The organism is Streptomyces sp. NPDC058653 (assembly GCF_042716895.1).
In the GTDB taxonomy this organism is placed as follows: Bacteria; Actinomycetota; Actinomycetes; order Streptomycetales; family Streptomycetaceae; genus Streptomyces.
Map to the genome: position 1 here is coordinate 1 of NZ_JBHXRM010000006.1, position 16,168 is coordinate 16,168.

At 71.4% G+C, this 16,168-nt stretch carries 14 protein-coding genes; 6 read left to right on the forward strand and 8 right to left on the reverse strand.

Annotated features, from left to right (window positions below):
- Nucleotides 1-86: 86 nt before the first annotated feature.
- The 4 genes from ACFWU9_RS07015 to ACFWU9_RS07030 all read right to left on the reverse strand — a co-directional run bounded on the left by ACFWU9_RS07015 (nt 87) and on the right by ACFWU9_RS07030 (nt 5,002).
- The gene (locus ACFWU9_RS07015; RefSeq protein ID WP_384315359.1) at nt 87-1,607 is read right to left on the reverse strand and encodes a DUF1996 domain-containing protein; all 1,521 of its coding nucleotides are present in this window, start codon (nt 1,605-1,607) and stop codon (nt 87-89) included.
- 222 nt (nt 1,608-1,829) lie between these two features.
- Nucleotides 1,830-2,483 (reverse strand): LuxR C-terminal-related transcriptional regulator, encoded by a 654-nt coding sequence (locus tag ACFWU9_RS07020; protein WP_384315360.1) that lies wholly within the window; start codon nt 2,481-2,483, stop codon nt 1,830-1,832.
- A complete protein-coding gene (locus tag ACFWU9_RS07025) occupies nt 2,468-3,736 on the reverse strand; it encodes a sensor histidine kinase (protein WP_384315361.1) in 1,269 nt (422 codons plus the stop codon). The genes ACFWU9_RS07020 and ACFWU9_RS07025 overlap by 16 nt, the downstream gene beginning before the upstream one ends.
- 255 nt (nt 3,737-3,991) lie before the next feature.
- A complete protein-coding gene (locus ACFWU9_RS07030) occupies nt 3,992-5,002 on the reverse strand; it encodes an NAD-dependent epimerase/dehydratase family protein (protein WP_384315362.1) in 1,011 nt (336 codons plus the stop codon).
- A 119-nt stretch (nt 5,003-5,121) separates the two neighbouring features.
- Between ACFWU9_RS07030 and ACFWU9_RS07035 the strand changes: the two genes are divergently transcribed.
- Both ACFWU9_RS07035 and ACFWU9_RS07040 read left to right on the forward strand, forming a co-directional pair.
- Nucleotides 5,122-5,811 (forward strand): hypothetical protein, encoded by a 690-nt coding sequence (locus ACFWU9_RS07035; protein WP_384315363.1) that lies wholly within the window; start codon nt 5,122-5,124, stop codon nt 5,809-5,811.
- 57 nt (nt 5,812-5,868) lie between these two features.
- A complete protein-coding gene (locus ACFWU9_RS07040) occupies nt 5,869-7,341 on the forward strand; it encodes a PepSY-associated TM helix domain-containing protein (protein ID WP_384315364.1) in 1,473 nt (490 codons plus the stop codon).
- 72 nt (nt 7,342-7,413) lie between these two features.
- On the opposite strand, the gene ACFWU9_RS07045 is transcribed toward ACFWU9_RS07040, so the two are convergent.
- Nucleotides 7,414-7,986, reverse strand: a complete 573-nt coding sequence (locus ACFWU9_RS07045) for a winged helix-turn-helix domain-containing protein (protein ID WP_384315365.1) — start codon at nt 7,984-7,986, stop codon at nt 7,414-7,416.
- A gap of 441 nt (nt 7,987-8,427) precedes the next feature.
- Nucleotides 8,428-9,339 (reverse strand): DUF6891 domain-containing protein, encoded by a 912-nt coding sequence (locus ACFWU9_RS07050; protein ID WP_384315366.1) that lies wholly within the window; start codon nt 9,337-9,339, stop codon nt 8,428-8,430.
- 251 nt (nt 9,340-9,590) lie between these two features.
- Between ACFWU9_RS07050 and ACFWU9_RS07055 the strand changes: the two genes are divergently transcribed.
- Complete coding sequence (locus ACFWU9_RS07055; RefSeq protein WP_384315367.1) at nt 9,591-10,529, forward strand: Gfo/Idh/MocA family protein; 939 nt, start codon at nt 9,591-9,593, stop codon at nt 10,527-10,529.
- 15 nt (nt 10,530-10,544) lie between these two features.
- Here the strand turns inward: ACFWU9_RS07055 and ACFWU9_RS07060 are convergent, their stop codons facing one another.
- Nucleotides 10,545-11,213, reverse strand: coding sequence for a hypothetical protein (locus tag ACFWU9_RS07060; protein WP_384315368.1), 669 nt, complete (start codon nt 11,211-11,213; stop codon nt 10,545-10,547).
- Nucleotides 11,214-11,371: 158 nt separating this feature from the next.
- Nucleotides 11,372-12,526: an epoxide hydrolase family protein gene (locus tag ACFWU9_RS07065; RefSeq protein ID WP_384315369.1), complete on the reverse strand. Its 1,155-nt coding sequence runs from the start codon at nt 12,524-12,526 to the stop codon at nt 11,372-11,374.
- A gap of 294 nt (nt 12,527-12,820) precedes the next feature.
- Between ACFWU9_RS07065 and ACFWU9_RS07070 the strand changes: the two genes are divergently transcribed.
- The 3 genes from ACFWU9_RS07070 (at nt 12,821) to ACFWU9_RS07080 (ending at nt 16,155) form a co-directional block, all read left to right on the forward strand.
- The gene (locus tag ACFWU9_RS07070; RefSeq protein ID WP_384315370.1) at nt 12,821-13,108 is read left to right on the forward strand and encodes a hypothetical protein; all 288 of its coding nucleotides are present in this window, start codon (nt 12,821-12,823) and stop codon (nt 13,106-13,108) included.
- A 150-nt stretch (nt 13,109-13,258) separates the two neighbouring features.
- On the forward strand, nt 13,259-14,092 hold the full coding sequence (locus ACFWU9_RS07075; RefSeq protein WP_384315371.1) for a hypothetical protein: 834 nt from the start codon (nt 13,259-13,261) through the stop codon (nt 14,090-14,092).
- A gap of 293 nt (nt 14,093-14,385) precedes the next feature.
- Nucleotides 14,386-16,155: a ThuA domain-containing protein gene (locus ACFWU9_RS07080; protein ID WP_384315372.1), complete on the forward strand. Its 1,770-nt coding sequence runs from the start codon at nt 14,386-14,388 to the stop codon at nt 16,153-16,155.
- Nucleotides 16,156-16,168: the final 13 nt, after the last annotated feature.

Below are 16,168 nucleotides of genomic sequence, written 5' to 3' on the forward strand. Positions count from 1 at the left end.
AAGAGCTGACGACAGCAGGCGCCGCACGGGCTGAGCTCAGCCCGTCCGGCGCCTGAGAATTACGTCACACCGCTAGTCGCGCGATGTCAGTTGCATTCCTTGCCGGTGTTGATGCAGTCGACCATCTTGTTCATCACGTTGTCGTCGAAGACATTGATGAAGTCACCGTGGTCGGTGATGGGCTTGTGCAACTGCTCGGGGAACGAGTCCACCGCGAATCCGGGACCCGGCGGGAGGTCGTACACGATCCGCTGCTTCAGCTGCGGAATCGCCTGGAATCCCTCCTGGCACTGACCGTTCTCATCGGTGAACGCGACATGCGTACGGTGATTCGCGCTGTCGGTGTTCTGTCCGTCCCAGCAGCTCTGGAAGGCGAACGAACGCACGACCTGGCTGCCCGCGGGGCAGATCGGGTATTTGTCCTTCAGCTGGCGGTCCTCGAATCCGGTGCAGCTCCACGAGGCATTCGCGTTGGCGTTGCCGTTGACGAACGCCTTCGCGTCACCGGTGATGATGCGGAGGAAACGGGGCATCGCCGTGACCTTGGACGTGGCGTTTCCGGCGAATTGCAGCGTGACCTCGGCGGGGGTCTGGATCTCGCCGACGTTGCCGTCCTTGCCGCCGCCGTCCTCGTTCGCGTCGGCCTCGTTCTGGCCGTTCTGGAGGCGGATGACCGGCCAGTAGTAGGTCGACTTGTCACCCTGCTCGTTGCAGGTCGTCTCACCGTTGGCCAGGTCGTCGTCGCTCGCGAAGGCGTTGTTGGCCTGGTTGCCCACGTAGTCGTGCTTGTGGTGGGCGCCGTTGCTCACGCCGGGCGCGGCGATCACGTTGTCCGAGTTGAAGAGACCGTTCTCGTTCCGCCCGCACTCCGTGGTGAAGGTGCCGGTCGAGGCCTGCTCCTGCTGCTGCGGCTCCTGCACGTTGGGCTCGACGGACTCGATGTCGACGAAGTCGGAGGCGTCGGGGCCGTTGCCGGCCGGCGGCGGGGGCTGCTCGCCACCGCCGGTGTCGCCGCCCTGACCGCCGTCCTGGCCCGCGTTCTGACCCTGACCGCCGTCCTGACCCTGGCCGCCGTCCTGGCCGCCGTCCTGACCCTGGCCGCCGTTCTGGCCGCCGCCCGGGTCACCCTCGTTCGGGGTGTCGTCAGGGCGCATGGTGCACGGCGCCAGCGACTCCAGGCTCTTCTGCCAGTGCCCCGCGCGCTTGAGCGCGGAGCGAATGCGCTTGAGGCTGGCGAGCCTCTGCTGCTTCAGCGGCTTGAGGATCTTCCGCTCGGTGAGTTTCGGATCCCTCTCCAACTTGGTTTTGTTGTCGGCGAACCGCTTGTACGCGACAGTTATCTGCGTGTCCATCCGGGCGAGTTCCCGGTCGACCTGGGCCCGGGCCCGGCGCGGCACCTTGGTGAGCTCATTCGCGACTTCTGGACAGTCGATGGTGGACATCTGGCGTCCGGCATTCTGGATCTGCTGATCCTGTCCGGAGCGGCCTTCTCCCGCGGATGCGTAGACATTTACCGCTACCAGCCCACCCCCGCCCAGAATCAAGGCAGCCGCGGCCGCGATGGCCCGGTTTGCCAGTGTCGAGCGTTTTCTTGACGTGCGTCCCATGGAACTCCTCAAGCTTCAGTGCCGGTTCAGGGGGATCTCCGGCGGGGGGAGGAAGCGCTCCGTTCCATACGGACGTCACTCGCGGCCTGTTCAGCCCCACAAGGAATTCATAGAAATCTCCATCAACAAACCGGACGGATGCTCTCATCACGCCCCGCCGGGCGGTCCCCCGACAAGCGGCCGCCCGGCCGGCCCCCTCGGGGGGCGCGGGGACGCCCGGTCCTACTGCTGTCCCCGGTCCAGATAGGCGATGACCGCGAGTACCCGCCGGTTGTCGTCGTCCGACACCGGCAGCCCCAGCTTCCCGAAGATGTTCGAGGTGTGCTTCGACACCGCCCGCTCCGTGACGACGAGTTGCGAGGCGATCGCGGCGTTCGACCTGCCCTGCGCCATCAGCTCCATGACCTCGCGCTCGCGGGGCGTCAGCTGGCCGATCGGTTTGTCCTGGGCCCTGCGGGAGAGCAGTTGCTGGATGACCTGGGGATCCATGGCCGTACCTCCGGACGCGACCCGGCGTACCGCGTCGATGAACTGGTCGGCGTCGAAGACGCGGTCCTTGAGCAGATAACCGATGCCGCCGTTGCCGTCGGCCAGCAGCTCCCGCGCGTACAACTGCTCCACGTGCTGCGACAGGACCAGGACGGGCAGTCCCGGCCGGTCCCGTCGGGCGGCCAGGGCGCACTGGAGGCCCTCGTCGGTGTGGGACGGCGGAAGCCGGACGTCGACGACGGCGACGTCCGGCTCCAGCTCCTTGAAGGCTTTGGTCAGTTCGGGTCCGGTCTCCACGGCGGCCAGGACCTCGAAGTCGTACGCCTCCAGCATCCGGACCAGACCGTCACGGAGCAGGAAGAGGTCTTCGGCTAGGACAACTCGCAAGGGATCTCCACGGTGACCATGGTGGGGCCGCCCTCAGGACTGCTGACGGCCAGGATGCCGTCGAATGTACCGAGTCGGCGCTCCAGTCCGCTCAGCCCGGTGCCGGAACCGATCTTCGCGCCGCCCACGCCGTTGTCGCCGATCGCGATGCGCAGCATGGAGTCCGAGTGGATCATGTCGATCCAGATCCGGTCCGCGTTGGAGTGCTTGATCGCGTTGGTGAGGATCTCGCTCACCGCGAAGTACGCGGCCGACTCCACCGGCGCGTCGGCCCGGCCCGGCAGATCCACCTGTACGTCGGTCTCCACCGGCAGCCGCAGCGCCAGCGCCTTCACCGCGTCGCCCAGACCGCGCTCGGCGAGCACCGGCGGGTGGATGCCCCTGACCAGGTCGCGCAGCTCGGTCAGCGCCTCGGCGGAGGACTGGCGGGCGTTGGCGATGAGCTCCTTGGCCTTGGCCGGGTTCTTCTCGATGAGCGCCTCGATCGTGCCCAGGTCCATGCCCATGGCCACCAGCCGGGCCTGTGCGCCGTCGTGCAGATCCCGCTCGATGCGGCGGAGTTCGGCGGCGGAGGTGTCCACGGCGTCGTGCCGGGTCTCGGTGAGATGGGCGACCCGCTGGGCCAGCTCCATGTCCTGGCTGGGGGCGAGCAGCGACTTGGCCAGCAGGAAGTGGCCGCGCTGGATGTCGTTGGAGTACCGGACGCCGATCGCCGCGATCACCGCGCCCACCCCGGCGGCGAGCAGGCCCGTGAACTGGCTGTCGACGGAGACGAATCCGGCGTACGGGTACGCGTCGTCCTCGAAGACCTGCCAGAGGCCGGCGGCCAGCACCAGGCCCTCCACCCCGTAGATGAAGAGGGCGGCGGAGATGAGGGCGGAGACCGCCCCGGCCGTCATGTCCACCATCAGCCAGGTCAGGTCCCGCCAGGTCGCCGGGTCCTTGAGCATCAGCGTGGTCCGCTCCACCTGGCCGGTGACGCCGCTCCGCAGATCGGTGGGCATCGGGCGGTACGGCACCGGCACCTTCACGTCCGACCAGGTGGCCGCCAGCAGCCGGCGGCGGTTGGCGTGCCCGCGCACCGCGGTCAGGACGTAGGGGGTGGTGAACAGGCCGATGCCGACCACGATCAGGGTGATCGAGACCACCGAGAAGACGAACAGCGTGATGGAGCCGACGAGGGCGGTGACACCGAGCACCAGTCCTCGGGCCGTCGTCCTGGCCGACTCGGCGATCGTCTTCGTCCCGTTCATCGTGGATCCTTTCTTGTCGCCCGTGCCCCATCGGCGACCGGCCCTTCGCCCGCTGACGGGCACGACCATCAGTCTGCCGTGAGGTGCCCGTCCTCCGTGAGCGGTTTCCGCCCCCAATCGGTGGTGTAGCTAGCACCACTCGTTCATCTCCGGACATCCCCTGTGACCTGGATGTGTGAGGGTCCCGTCACGGGGAGTCAGGGGATCGGGGCCACCGAGGGCGTACGGGGCGGGACGGCCGGAACACGCCGAGGGTCAGCGAGCCAGAAGGGCCGCCTCCACCTCCGGCGCGAGCCCGACCGCCGGGCGGTCCGGACGCCGCGGTGCCTCCCCGCCGATCGACCGGAGCCAGGCCCAGGTGTCGGCGACGGTCTCCTGCGCCGGCCGGCAGCGCAGACCCGCCGCGACGGCCTTGGAGACATCGCCGCGGTGCATCATCTCGTGCAGTTCACCGCGCGGCAGCCAGATCGGCAGCTCCGTCCACGGCTGGACACCGGCGGCGAGGATCGTGTCCGGGTCCGTCCAGCGCAGCTCGGCGTCCGAACCGGTGACCGCCACGCAGGCGTCCAGCAGCGCGCCCATCGTGGTGTGGCCCGGCGGGCTCACCAGGTTGTACGGGCCCCCGAGCCCGCGCTCCGCCGCGTCAAGGGTCCACTCGGCGAGGTCACGTACGTCGATGTACTGCAACGGGTTGTCGTGCGGCCCCGGCGCGAGGACCGGGCCGCCGCGCGCCGTCCGCCCCAGCCACCACGGCAGCCGCCCCACGTTCTCCCACGGGCCGAGGATCAGGCCCGCACGCAGCAGGAGCGCCCGGTCGCCGAAGGCGGCCTCGGCGGCCAGCTCGCCGCCGCGCTTGTCCCGCGCGTAGTCGAGCGGCCCGGCGCCGGCCGACGCGCCCTCCACCAGCGGGCCCTCCTCGGTGAGTCCGGCGGGGGTCGGGTACGCGTACACGGAGCGGCTCGACACATACGCGTAGCGGCCCGCCCGGCCGGCCAGCAGCCGGGCCGAGTCGAGGACGACGGACGGCGCGCCCGACCAGGTGTCGACGACGACGTCCCAATCAGGGGCGGCGCCGGCGCCGTTCCGGCTCGCGGTGAGTGCCGCGAGGCCGTCGGGCGCGGTGCGGTCCCCGCGCAGGACCCGGGCTCCCGCCGGCGCCTCGTGACGGCCCCGGTGGAAGACGGTCACCTCCCACTTCCGTGCCAGCGCGGCCTCGGCCACGGCGCGGCCCACGAACTCCGTACCACCCAGAATCAGAAGTCTCATCCCTCGACTCTGGCACGCGATTGTCCGATTAACGGATCGGTTCTGCTGCGGGCATAGCAGGTCGGTGCCGTTCACACCATCTGCCGCACGCGCCACGGTGATGGCAGCATGAGCGCACCATGACAGATGCCCGGTCGCCGATGCGCGCCTCACGGGCCGCGATCCTCGCGGCGGTGTGCGTGACACTGGCGGCGGTGGGGCATTCGTCCATGTCCACCCATGAAATTCCGCTCGGTGTCCTTACGTTGGCATTCGCCGTGATCGCGGGCCTGTCCTGGCTCGCCGCCGGACGGCGCCGGGGCATCGGCTTCATCGCGCCCGCCGTCCTCGGCGCCCAGGCCGCGCTGCACGTGACGTTCTCGGCCGCGGCGTACGACACGGTGCCCCCGCCGGATCACGCCCACGCGGTGGCGGGCATGGACATGGGAGAGGCGAGCACGGGGGCGGAGGGGATCGGCGCCACCGTGGCCGCCGTTCTGGCCGCCACCGGCGAGACCCCGCCGGGCATGCTCGCCGCGCACCTGCTCGCCGGCGCCGTCTGCGCCCTCTGGCTCGCCCGCGGTGAGGCCGCGTTCTTCCGGCTCGCCCGGACCGTCGCCGCCTTCGCGTTCACGCCGCTGGGCCTGCTGCTCGCCGCGCCCCGGCCGCTCGCCGTACCCGGGCCCCCGCGGCCCCGGCACCGCACCCGCGCGCCGCACCGGCCGCGCGGGGCCCTGCTCGCGCATGCGGTGTCCCGGCGCGGCCCGCCGGCGTGCTGCGCGCCTCCGCTCCGTACGACGGCCCCCCGGGCCGCCGCCGCCATGGTCTGACCCGGGCGGGGGCCGGGGGGTCGATTTCCCCGTGCCACGCCAACTCCTAGGACAGTCATGGCCATTGACGACCCTGTACAGGGTGCCGACACCCCACGCACCGGTCCCGCCACGAAGAAGACCGACAAGAAGCCGGGAGCCGCCCCGGCCACCACCACCTGGGGCGCCGTGCGCCCGCTCGTCCTGCGGCTGCACTTCTACGCGGGCCTGCTCGTCGCCCCGCTCCTGCTCATCGCCGCCGTCTCGGGGCTGCTCTACTCGCTCTCGTACCAGGCCGAGAAGATCGTCTACCGCCAGGAGCTTCGTTCCCCGGACAGCGACCGTACGGCGATGCTCTCCCAGCAGGTGGACGCCGCGCGCGCCGAGCACCCCGACGGCGAGGTCACCGCCGTCTGGCCCTCGTCGGACGACGAGGAATCCACCCGGGTCCTGATGACGATGCCGGACAGCGAGGAGAGCAAGTCGCTGGCCGTCTTCGTCGACCCGCACACCGCTCAGATACGCGGCGAACTGGACAGCTACGGCTCCTCCGGAGCCCTCCCGCTGCGCACCTGGCTCTCCGAACTCCACCGCCATCTGCACCTCGGCGAACCCGGCCGTATCTACAGCGAGACCGCCGCCAGCTGGCTCTGGGTCGTCGCGCTCGGCGGGCTGCTGCTCTGGATCGGCCGCCGGAGGACCTCCAAGCGTGCCCTGCTCCGGCCCGAACGCGGGGCCACCGGTCGTCGCAGGACACTCACCCGGCACGGCTCGCTCGGCATGTGGGCGGCCACCGGATTCCTGCTGCTCTCCGCGACGGGCCTGACGTGGTCGACGTACGCGGGCGCCAACATCGGCGCCGTACAGGACCAGTTGGGCGGAGCCACACCCGCCGTCTCGGCCGAGCTGAAGAGCGGCGGGGGCGCGGGGGCCGGCTCCGGGGCGCACGAGGAGCACGAAGGGCACGGCGGGGACAGCGGGCCCGGCGGTGACCACGAGGGCATGGACATCGGCATCGACAACGCCCTGACAGCCGCGCGCCAGGCCGGGCTCGACGGCCCGGTGAGCGTGAAGCCGCCCGCCGAGGGCACCGGCTACGTCGTCGCGCAGCGGGACAGCACGGTCCCGGTCCGGCTGGACTCCGTCTCGGTCGACCCCGGCACCGGGCTGATCATCGACGAACTGCGCTTCGCCGACTACCCGTTGCTGGCCAAGCTCACCCGGTTCGGTATCGACGCCCACATGGGGCTCACGTTCGGTCTCGTCAACCAGCTGCTGCTCGCCGCCCTCGCCCTCTCGCTGATCCTGATCATCGTGTGGGGCTACCGCATGTGGTGGCAGCGCAGGCCCACCCAGGACCGGACGCTGGGCGTGGGCAAGCCGATGGCGCGCGGGGCGTGGCGGAAGGTGCCGCTGTCCGTGCTGCTGCCGCTGATCGCGGCGGCGGCGCTGGTCGGCTGGTTCGTACCGCTGCTCGGCATCACGCTGGTGGCGTTCCTGCTCCTGGACATGGGGCTGGGCGCGGCGGCGCGGGCGAGGGCGCGCACGTAGCGGGGCCCGGTACGCGTACGAGGCCCCCGCCGGTCCGCTGCCCGGCGGGGGCCTCGCCGGTCCGCCGGCGGCCTACGGGACGTACTTGTAGCCGACCCGCCGGATCGTCCGGATCGTCTTGCGGTGCTCGGCGCCGAGCTTGCGCCGCAGCCGGGCCACATGCACGTCCACGGTCCGGCCGTCACCCACGTGCCCGTAGCCCCAGACGGTGGTCACCAACTGGTCACGGGTGTGCACCCGGTGCGGGTGCGCCACGAGATGGGCGAGCAGCTCGAACTCCAGATACGTCAGATCCAGCGCCCGCCCGTCGACCTCGGCGGTCCGCTCGTCGGAGTCGATCCGTACGGCCCCCGCCTCGGTGACTCCGTCGGGAGCCGCGGCGGGGGCCGGGGGGTGCTGGTCGGCCGGTACGAGGACGAGGTAGCCGACCATCGGCGGCCTCCCCGGCAGCATCGGCAGGGTGTGCGCCGGGGCGGGCAACCAGGTGGACCCGGGAGGCAGAAGATCCACGAGCGGACCGGGGATGTCGGCCGCCGGGAGCGGCAGTGGCAGCGGGACGACCTCGTCGCGGTCGATGGCTCGAAGCCGGGTGCGGCCGGAGGAGCGGTGGGTGGCGGCGGTGGAGACGGGGCGGGAGTTCGCCATGAGGGGTCAGCTCTTTCGCGCGAAGGATGTCGTCGAGTCGACAGGACGGGACGTACGTCATTCGCGACGGCCGAAGACCTGGGAGCAGGCTTTAGAGGGCCGACGCGTTCCTCGCGCGGCAACACACCCGGTCGAAGTCGTGGTGCTGCCGGGACGGCCAGAACGGCTCAAGGTCGATGCGACCCGACGCGTCGTGCTGAAGGCTGGCCATACCTTCATTGAAGCAGACCGGGGCCTCCAGCAGGAGGCCCCTTCTCAAGCCTCGATACACGACCCGCCGGGCCGAACCCGCCCGGACCGGTGCCGGGGGCCGTCGCCCGCGCGGGCGCAGTCGGTCGAGGACCATCACCGGGCCGTACGGCCGTCGGCCTCAGGGCCCGCTCGTCGGACCGGTCCGACGAGCGGCCCGGCAGGAAACCGGCCGACCGGAGCGGGCCCCCCTCACCCCAGCCGCTTCCGCCAGTCCAGGTCCGTCACCTCTATCGCCGAGCCCGGTGAACCGTCCCACCTCACCGACAGGCCCGCCGACCCCAGCGCCGTCGTGACCTCGTGGCCTATCGCCGTCGTCGTGGTCTCCGAGCCGTCGAACCCTCCGTAGTAGAGCGAGAGGCCGCCCCCGGCCGCCACCGCCTCCGTGCCCTGCGTGTGGAAGAAGACGAAACCGCGCACCGAGCCTGGGTTGTCGGGCTCGGCGCCGATCTCGGAGAGTCCGCAGCTGCGGCAGCAGGTGAAGTTCTCCCGGGCCACGACGCCCCGCGCGTCCAGCTCGGCGAAGACCGACGTGATCCGCTCCGGATCGGTCTCGCCCTCCCACCCGGCCTGTTCCTCCACGCGCTCCAGCCACAGCCGGTCCACGATCTGCCGGGCCTGCGCCCCGGACACGGGCCGTTCGTCACCGTCGACCAGCCACTCCTCGGCGTCCTCGGCGAGCCGCGCGCGGCTGTCGTAGCCGCGGCGGATCAGCCCCCGTACGTACTCCTCGACCTCGCGCCGCGTCTCCGCGTCCAGCTCGGGCACCGGCTCGTCGGGCGCCGGCTCCACCCGGTCCCAGACCACGCCCGCATCCCACCCCGCCTCTTTCCGGGCCCACGCGACCATGAGCCGGGTCACCGACTCCGCGTCCGGCACCTCCGTACCGAACAACGGTTCGGCAGGTCCGTCCCGGTACTCCAGCGTGTACCCCTCGTCGCCCCGCGCCACCTGGATGAAGACCCACGGCAGATCCGGAATACGGTCGGCGACCAGGAACGAGTCGCCGGCACCCCCGATCCGCCCGACCAGCTCGCCGAGCCGGTCCGCCGAAATCCGCTCGTACTCGCGCGAGTTCTCCGTGTGCACCCTGATGGCCAGCATGCGCAGCACTCTGGCACAGGCCACTGACAACCCCGACAACACGGTCTTACGGCCCGGGGTACCCCGGTGCCAGCCCCGGGGGTGAGGCCGGGGTGCCCGGTCAGCGCGGCAGCGCCGGCCGGGCCGCGATCAGCGGTCGCACCGGAGGCCCGCGGCCGGCCCTCGAAACGTGGCGCCGGGGGTCCGTGGGGCGCCGCCCAATTCCCGGTCCGCTCTGGGCGGGGCGGGGCGCGGACGGCACACTGATCCATATGAGTCAGCTACGCATCGCCCTCCTCGGCACCGGCCCCTGGGCCGAGCGCACGCACGCCCCCGCCATCGCGGCCCACCCGGACGTCGAGTTCAGCGGTGTCTGGGGGAGGCGGCCCGAGGCCGCCGCCGCCCTCGCCGCCGCTCACGACACCAAGGCGTACGCGGGCGGCGGTGACGGAGAAGGCGGCCCCGGCGCGGGCGGCCTGGACGGACTCGACGCGCTGCTCGCCGCGAGCGACGCGGTCGCCTTCGCCCTGCCGCCGGACGTCCAGGCACCACTCGCCGCCCGCGCGGCGGCGGCCGGCTGCCACCTCCTCATGGACAAGCCGGTCGCGACGACCGTGCCCGGCGCGCGCGCCGTCGCGGACGCCGCCGAACGCGCCGGGGTGGCCTCCCTGGTCTTCTGCACGCTGCGGTTCGCCCCCGAGACGGCGGCCTGGGTCGAGGAACAGTCCGCGAGGGGCGGCTGGTTCACGGCGCGCGCCCACTGGCTCGGCGCGCTGTACGGGCAGGGCGCGTCGAGCCCGTACGCGGACTCCCCGTGGCGCCGGGAGAAGGGCGGCCTGTGGGACGTCGGCCCGCACGCGCTCTCCGCGCTCCTGCCGGTACTCGGCGATGTGACGGCCGTGACCGCCGTGCGGACTGAGCCCGACCTCACGCATCTGGTGTTCACGCACACCTCGGGCGTGAGCAGTTCGGCGACGCTGACCCTGAGCGCCCCCGTGAAGGGCGCGGGCGCGGGGCTCGAACTGCGGGGCGAGCACGGCACGGAGGAGCTTCCCGAGGGATGGGGCGATCCGGCGGACATCTTCGGCACCGCGATCAGCACCCTGCTCACGGCGGCGCGCACGGGCGAACCGCACGCCTGCGACGTGCGGTTCGGCCTGCGGCTGACGGAGATCCTCGCGGAGGCGGAGGCGCAGATCACCCGGGTCTGACCAGGAGCTGGCCGGTCAGCCCACGCGCTCGATCCGCGCGTTGCGGATCAGGAACTTGCCCGGCTCACGGACCTGTTCGAACGCCGCGTCGTTGAGCAGCGCGCAGCTGCCCGACGGCGCGGTGACCTGCACGGTGGTGGATTTGTCGTTGTCGAGGTTGGTGACCTTGAGCGTGGTGCCGACGGGGAACTCGTTGCTCGATGCCGCGGGGGCTCCGGCCTCGCCGGAGAGCGTCACGGTGGATCCGGCGCAGACGACCTCACCGACCTCAGCGGCGCCTCCCGCGCCCGCGTTCTCGCCGGAGCCCGCGCCGGCGCTTCCGTCCTCGCCCGCACCGGCGCCTTCGCCCGCGCCCTCGTCACCGGCGGGCGGTGCCGCCTCCGCCGGCGGCGCCCCGCCCGTGTCGCTCGCGCCCACCTCGCACCCGGACGCCGCCTGCTTCCGCTTGATCTCCTCGATCACGTCCTGCCGGTTGGCGATCCGCGCCTCGGACAGCGCGTCCGGAGCCGCCCGCTGACCGTCGATGAAGCGCTGGTTGTTGCCGAGGGCGGTGTTCAGCCCGTCGCACTCCACCGAGGCCTGGCTGGTGCCGGTCATCGCCACCGCCGTACCGCCGACCAGTGCGGCGGCGCCGACGAGCAGGGCGAGCTTCTTCTTCCGGCTGAACGACTTCTTGCGCGACACCTGGGGCTCCTGTCCCCGGCCGCGGGGGCGGCCGGATGGGTTCCGTGTGCCGTTACGTACGAAGACCGCGCGCGTACTGCTCAAGCGCCCCGGCACCAACTTCCGTAACTCCGGCCACAGTTCCGCTTCCCACCCGGCCCGCCCGGCTCGGGCTCACCTCAGCCCGCGGACCTCAACGGCCGGAAGAACGCGCGCAGTTCGCCCGCGATCTGCTCCGGCTCCTCGTGAGACATGAAGTGCCCGCCGCGCTCCGGCGTACTCCAGTGGCGCAGATCGGCGCAGAGCCGTTCGCTGAGGCTGCGGGGCAGCCCCTTGAACGCGGGCTCGTTGCTGAGGGTCACGGCCGCCGGCACCTCGATCCTCGGGACCGGCTTGTTGAGCGGGTAGTCGTAGTACTGCCGGAAGGAGGAGCCGATGCTCCCCGTCACCCAGTACAGCGTGGCGACCGTCAGGAGCGTGTCCTTGTCCCAGCGGCTCTCCAGATCGCCGTCGCAGTCGCTCCAGTCCCGGTACTTGTCGATGATCCAGGCCAGCAGCCCGGCGGGGGAGTCCGCCAGCGCCGCCGCGATGGTGTCGGGGCGGGTGCACATGATCTCGCTGTAGCCCTGGTCCCCCTCGTCGTAGGCGCGGAGGTGGTCGAGGTAGGCCTGTTCCTCGGGCGTCGCGGGCGCCTTCTCGAAGTCGCCCCCGATCACGGCGGAGGTGATGTGGATACCGGCGACATGCTCGGGGTACAGGGCGCCGATCCACTGCGTGACCCCGCCCCCGACGTCCCCGCCGAAGGCGCCGTACCTCTCGTACCCGAGGACCTCCGTCATCAGCTCGTGCCACATCTCGGCGACACGCCTGCGGGTGAACGGCCCGTCGGGCAGGGCCGAGTAGAGGAAACCGGGCAGCGAGGGGATGACCACGTCGAAGGCGTCGGCCGGGTCACCCCCGTACGATCCCGGATCGGCCAGCCGCTCGGCCGCCTTGAGCATCTCCACGAAGCTGCTCGGCCAGCCGTGCGTCATGATCAGGGGCAGCGGCGCGGGCGCGCCCTCGGCCCGTCGGCCCGGGATGTGGACGAAGTGGATCGGCCGGCCGGAGACCCGCGCGATGCGCTGCGGGTACGTGTTGAGGGCGGTCTCGGCCTTCCGCCAGTCGAACCCGTCCGCCCAGTGGGCGACGAGCCCGCGCAGATGGCCGGGGTCGGTTCCCGCCCTCCAGTAGCCGCTGTGGGAGGGCGCGGTGAAGAGAGTGCGGTTCAGTCGGTCACGCAGGTCGTGGAGTACATCGTCGGATACGGAGATCCGGAACTGCTCGGTTGTCATGTCTTCCTTCGCTCAGAGACTCTGTCCGTCGTACGGACTGCTCCTGGCGCGCGGGTCAGACAGCCGCGACGGCCAGGAGGGCCCGGAAAGTTCGGGTGTCGCACATCGGGCTCACCTCCTCGCGATACGTGTTGGACCGGACTGTACAGGGCCCGTCGGCCCCTGTCCCCCGAGTATCGGGGCGATGGCTCCCGGGCGGCCCCAAACCCCGTCTGGCCAGGGGCGATTGTCAGTGGGGGGCGGTAGAATTGCAAGTGTTCGTGAGGGTTCCACCACCGTGCCGGGAGGTCGCCGATGGCCGTTGCCACTATCACGACGAAGCTCTTCGACATCACACCGCCAGCCGCCGAGTCCGTGCAGCGCAAGCCACTGCCCGCGGGACAGCCCCGTGAGTGGTACGAGACCCACAACCGCCGCCTGAAGGCCATGCGCCTCGCCATCGCCCTGCTCGACTCGGGCGTGTATCACCCGGCGAACGCGAACAACCGCAGGATCCGCTCGACGGCGGCCCGGATAGGCATCCATCCGCCGTCGGACACCACGTGCCGCATGGTGCGCGCCCTGATCCGCTACGGGCGCTGAGGGCCGGGCAGTCCGGGAACAGCGACACCGAGGGGCACCCGCCTCCGCCGTCACCGGCGGGCGCGGGTGCCCTGCCGTCCGCCGGGTCCGGCGGCCGTGCGCGCAGCGCGAGGCCGTGGATTGTCAGTGGCGGATGCCAGAATTTCCGTCATGTCTCTCGCCGACCTGACCTTCGACCGCTGGCGCGCCCTGGACCGGGACGCCGCACACCACCGTGCGCGTGAAGCCGCGCGGCAGGTGGACGGCCGACTGGTCGACTTCGGCGGCGGCCCGCACCCGGGCGGTTCCCTTTTTCGCGCGGTGATCGAGTGCGAGGGGCAGCGGTTCGCCCTGATACCGGGCGGTGAGGTGCCGGTGGGGTTCGACCTGGACGCCTGGCGCCCACTGCCCGAGCAGCTCGACTCGTACCGGACGGAGAGCCTGGCGGGCGGGTTCGGTTTCGACGACGACCCGGTCGACCATCTCGCGCGGTATCTCACCCCGAGGCGTTCGGTCACGGTGCCGACGGTGCTGATGGCGGTGGAGCCGGAGGAACTGCCGGACGAGGGGGGTTCCGTCGCGGAATCCCTTGCCGAGCGCGGTCTGCGGCTGCCCGGTCCGGACGAGTGGGAACACGCCTGCGGGGCGGGCGCGCGGACGCTGTTCCGCTGGGGGTCCGCCTGCCCGCTCGACCGTTCCCCGTACGGCGACGACGCGGGTGAGGGCCGGGACCGGGACCGCCCCGCCGACCACCGGCACCGGCCGAACGGCTTCGGGCTGCACATAGCCCGGGACGTCTACGAGTCGGAGGTGACGTCCGATCCCGGATCGGTCTACGGCGGTGACGGCGGCGAGGCGGCCTGCGGTGGATACGGCGCCTTCGTCACCTGGCTCCCCCTGGCGACCGCCAACCGGAATCCGGGCATGGCCGAATTCATCAACGGGCCCGGGGGCGCGGACACGACCGACGGGTTCGGGGTCCGTCCCGTGCTCGACCTCCGCTGAACGGGGCGCATGTTCCGTCCGGACCGGCCGTGACCCACCGCCGCGCGAAGATCCGATCAATCGTGGTGGCCGATTCCCATTGCCCGCACGGCTGTTGAGGGCTGTCTTCACCAAGGGAGAGAGCAAGGGGGACATTTTGTCATGGAGGAAAACTAATCTTCGGATAGTTCGACGCCGACCCTTGACCCCCCTAGACCTCCGATGTTCACTACGCCTGACGACGCCGCCGCCTCGTCGCAAATCACCGCTTCGCTCACCCAGCGCCCTCGCGCGCCCCGAGAGAGGACCGGATAGTGCGCACTGTGTCCCGCGCCCTGATCGCGCTCGTACTGGCGGCCATGTCGCTCGTCGCCGTACAGCAGGCCCCACCCGCCGAGGCGACGCCGGCATCGACCCGCGTCCCGACCCCCGCCCCCGCCCCGGCCGCGACCGCCGCCGCCCCCCTCACCAAGGTCCTGGTCTTCTCCAAGACCGCCGGATTCCGGCACTCCTCGATCCCGGCCGGAATCGCCGCCGTCCGGCAGCTCGGCGCGGCCAACGGGTTCACCGTGACCGCGACGGAGGACGCGGGCGTCTTCACCGCCGCCAACCTCGCGCAGTACCAGGCGGTGGTCTGGCTCTCCACCACCGGTGACGTGCTCAACCCGACGCAGCAGAGCGCCTTCGAGTCGTACGTCGCGAACGGCGGCGGTTACGTGGGGGTGCACGCCGCGGCCGACACCGAGTACGACTGGCCCTGGTACGGCGGCCTCGTCGGCGCGTACTTCGCCTCCCACCCCGCCACCCAGCAGGCCACCGTCAAGGTCGAGGACCGCGCGTCCGTCTCCACCTCGCATCTGCCGCAGCGCTGGACCCGTACCGACGAGTGGTACAACTACCGCGCCAACCCCCGCTCGGCGGTGAAGGTCCTCGCCAGCCTGGACGAGACGTCGTACTCCGGCGGCAGCATGGGCGATCATCCGATCACCTGGTGCCAGGACTACCGGGGCGGACGCTCCTGGTACACCGGCCTCGGCCACACCGAGGAGTCGTACGCGGACCCCGCCTTCACCACCATGCTCCTCGGCGGCATCCAGACCGCCGCGCGCGCCAAGGCCGCCGACTGCCGCCCCGAGACCGGCTACACGCCCCTCTTCGACGGCAGCCAGGCCAGCCTCGACAAGTGGCGCCAGGCGGGCGCCGGCAGCTTCAGCCTCGCCGACGGCACGCTCTCCTCGGTCGGCGGCATGGGTCTGCTCTGGTATCCGGTGACGCCCTTCGCCAACTACTCGCTCAAGGCCGACTGGATGATGCCGGGCGACGACAACGGCGGCGTCTTCATCGGCTTCCCCGACCCGCAGGGCGACCCCTGGAAGCCGGTCGACCTCGGTCACGAGATCCAGATCGACGCCTCCGACGGCGACCCGACCCGTACGACCGGGAGCGTCTACAGCTTCCAGGCCCCCGACAGCGCCGCCCGCGCGGCGGCGCTCAACCCGCCCGGGACCTGGAACAGTTACGAGATCGCGGTGCACGGCCGGCACGTCGAGATCTGGCTCAACGGCGTCAAGATCAACGACTACACCAGCAACCGTGACATCGCCCTCGGCCACATAGGCCTCCAGAACGACGGCGCGGGCCTGGACATCAACTACCGCAACGTCCGCATCAAGCAGGACGGCGCCACCGCCACCGACCTCGCCCGGGGCAAGCCCGTGACGGTCACCAGCGTCGAGCCCGGCAGCACCCACGTCGGCGCCAACGCGGTGGACGGCGACTCCACCACCCGCTGGGGCAGCGCGTACTCCGACCCGCAGTCGATCACCGTCGACCTCGGCGCCGTCCGTACGCTCCAGCGGGTCCGGCTCAACTGGGAGACCGCCCACGCCTCGGCGTACACCGTCCAGACGTCGACGGACAACGCCACCTGGCGCACCGTCAGCACCGTCACCGCCGGCAACGGGGGTCTCGACGAGCTCGCCGTGAGCGGCACCGGGCGGTACGTACGGGTCCTGGGCACCACACGTGCGACGCAGTACGGCTACTCCCTCTGGGACCTGGCCGTGTACGGCACCAGTCAGTAACCAGTCCCACTCG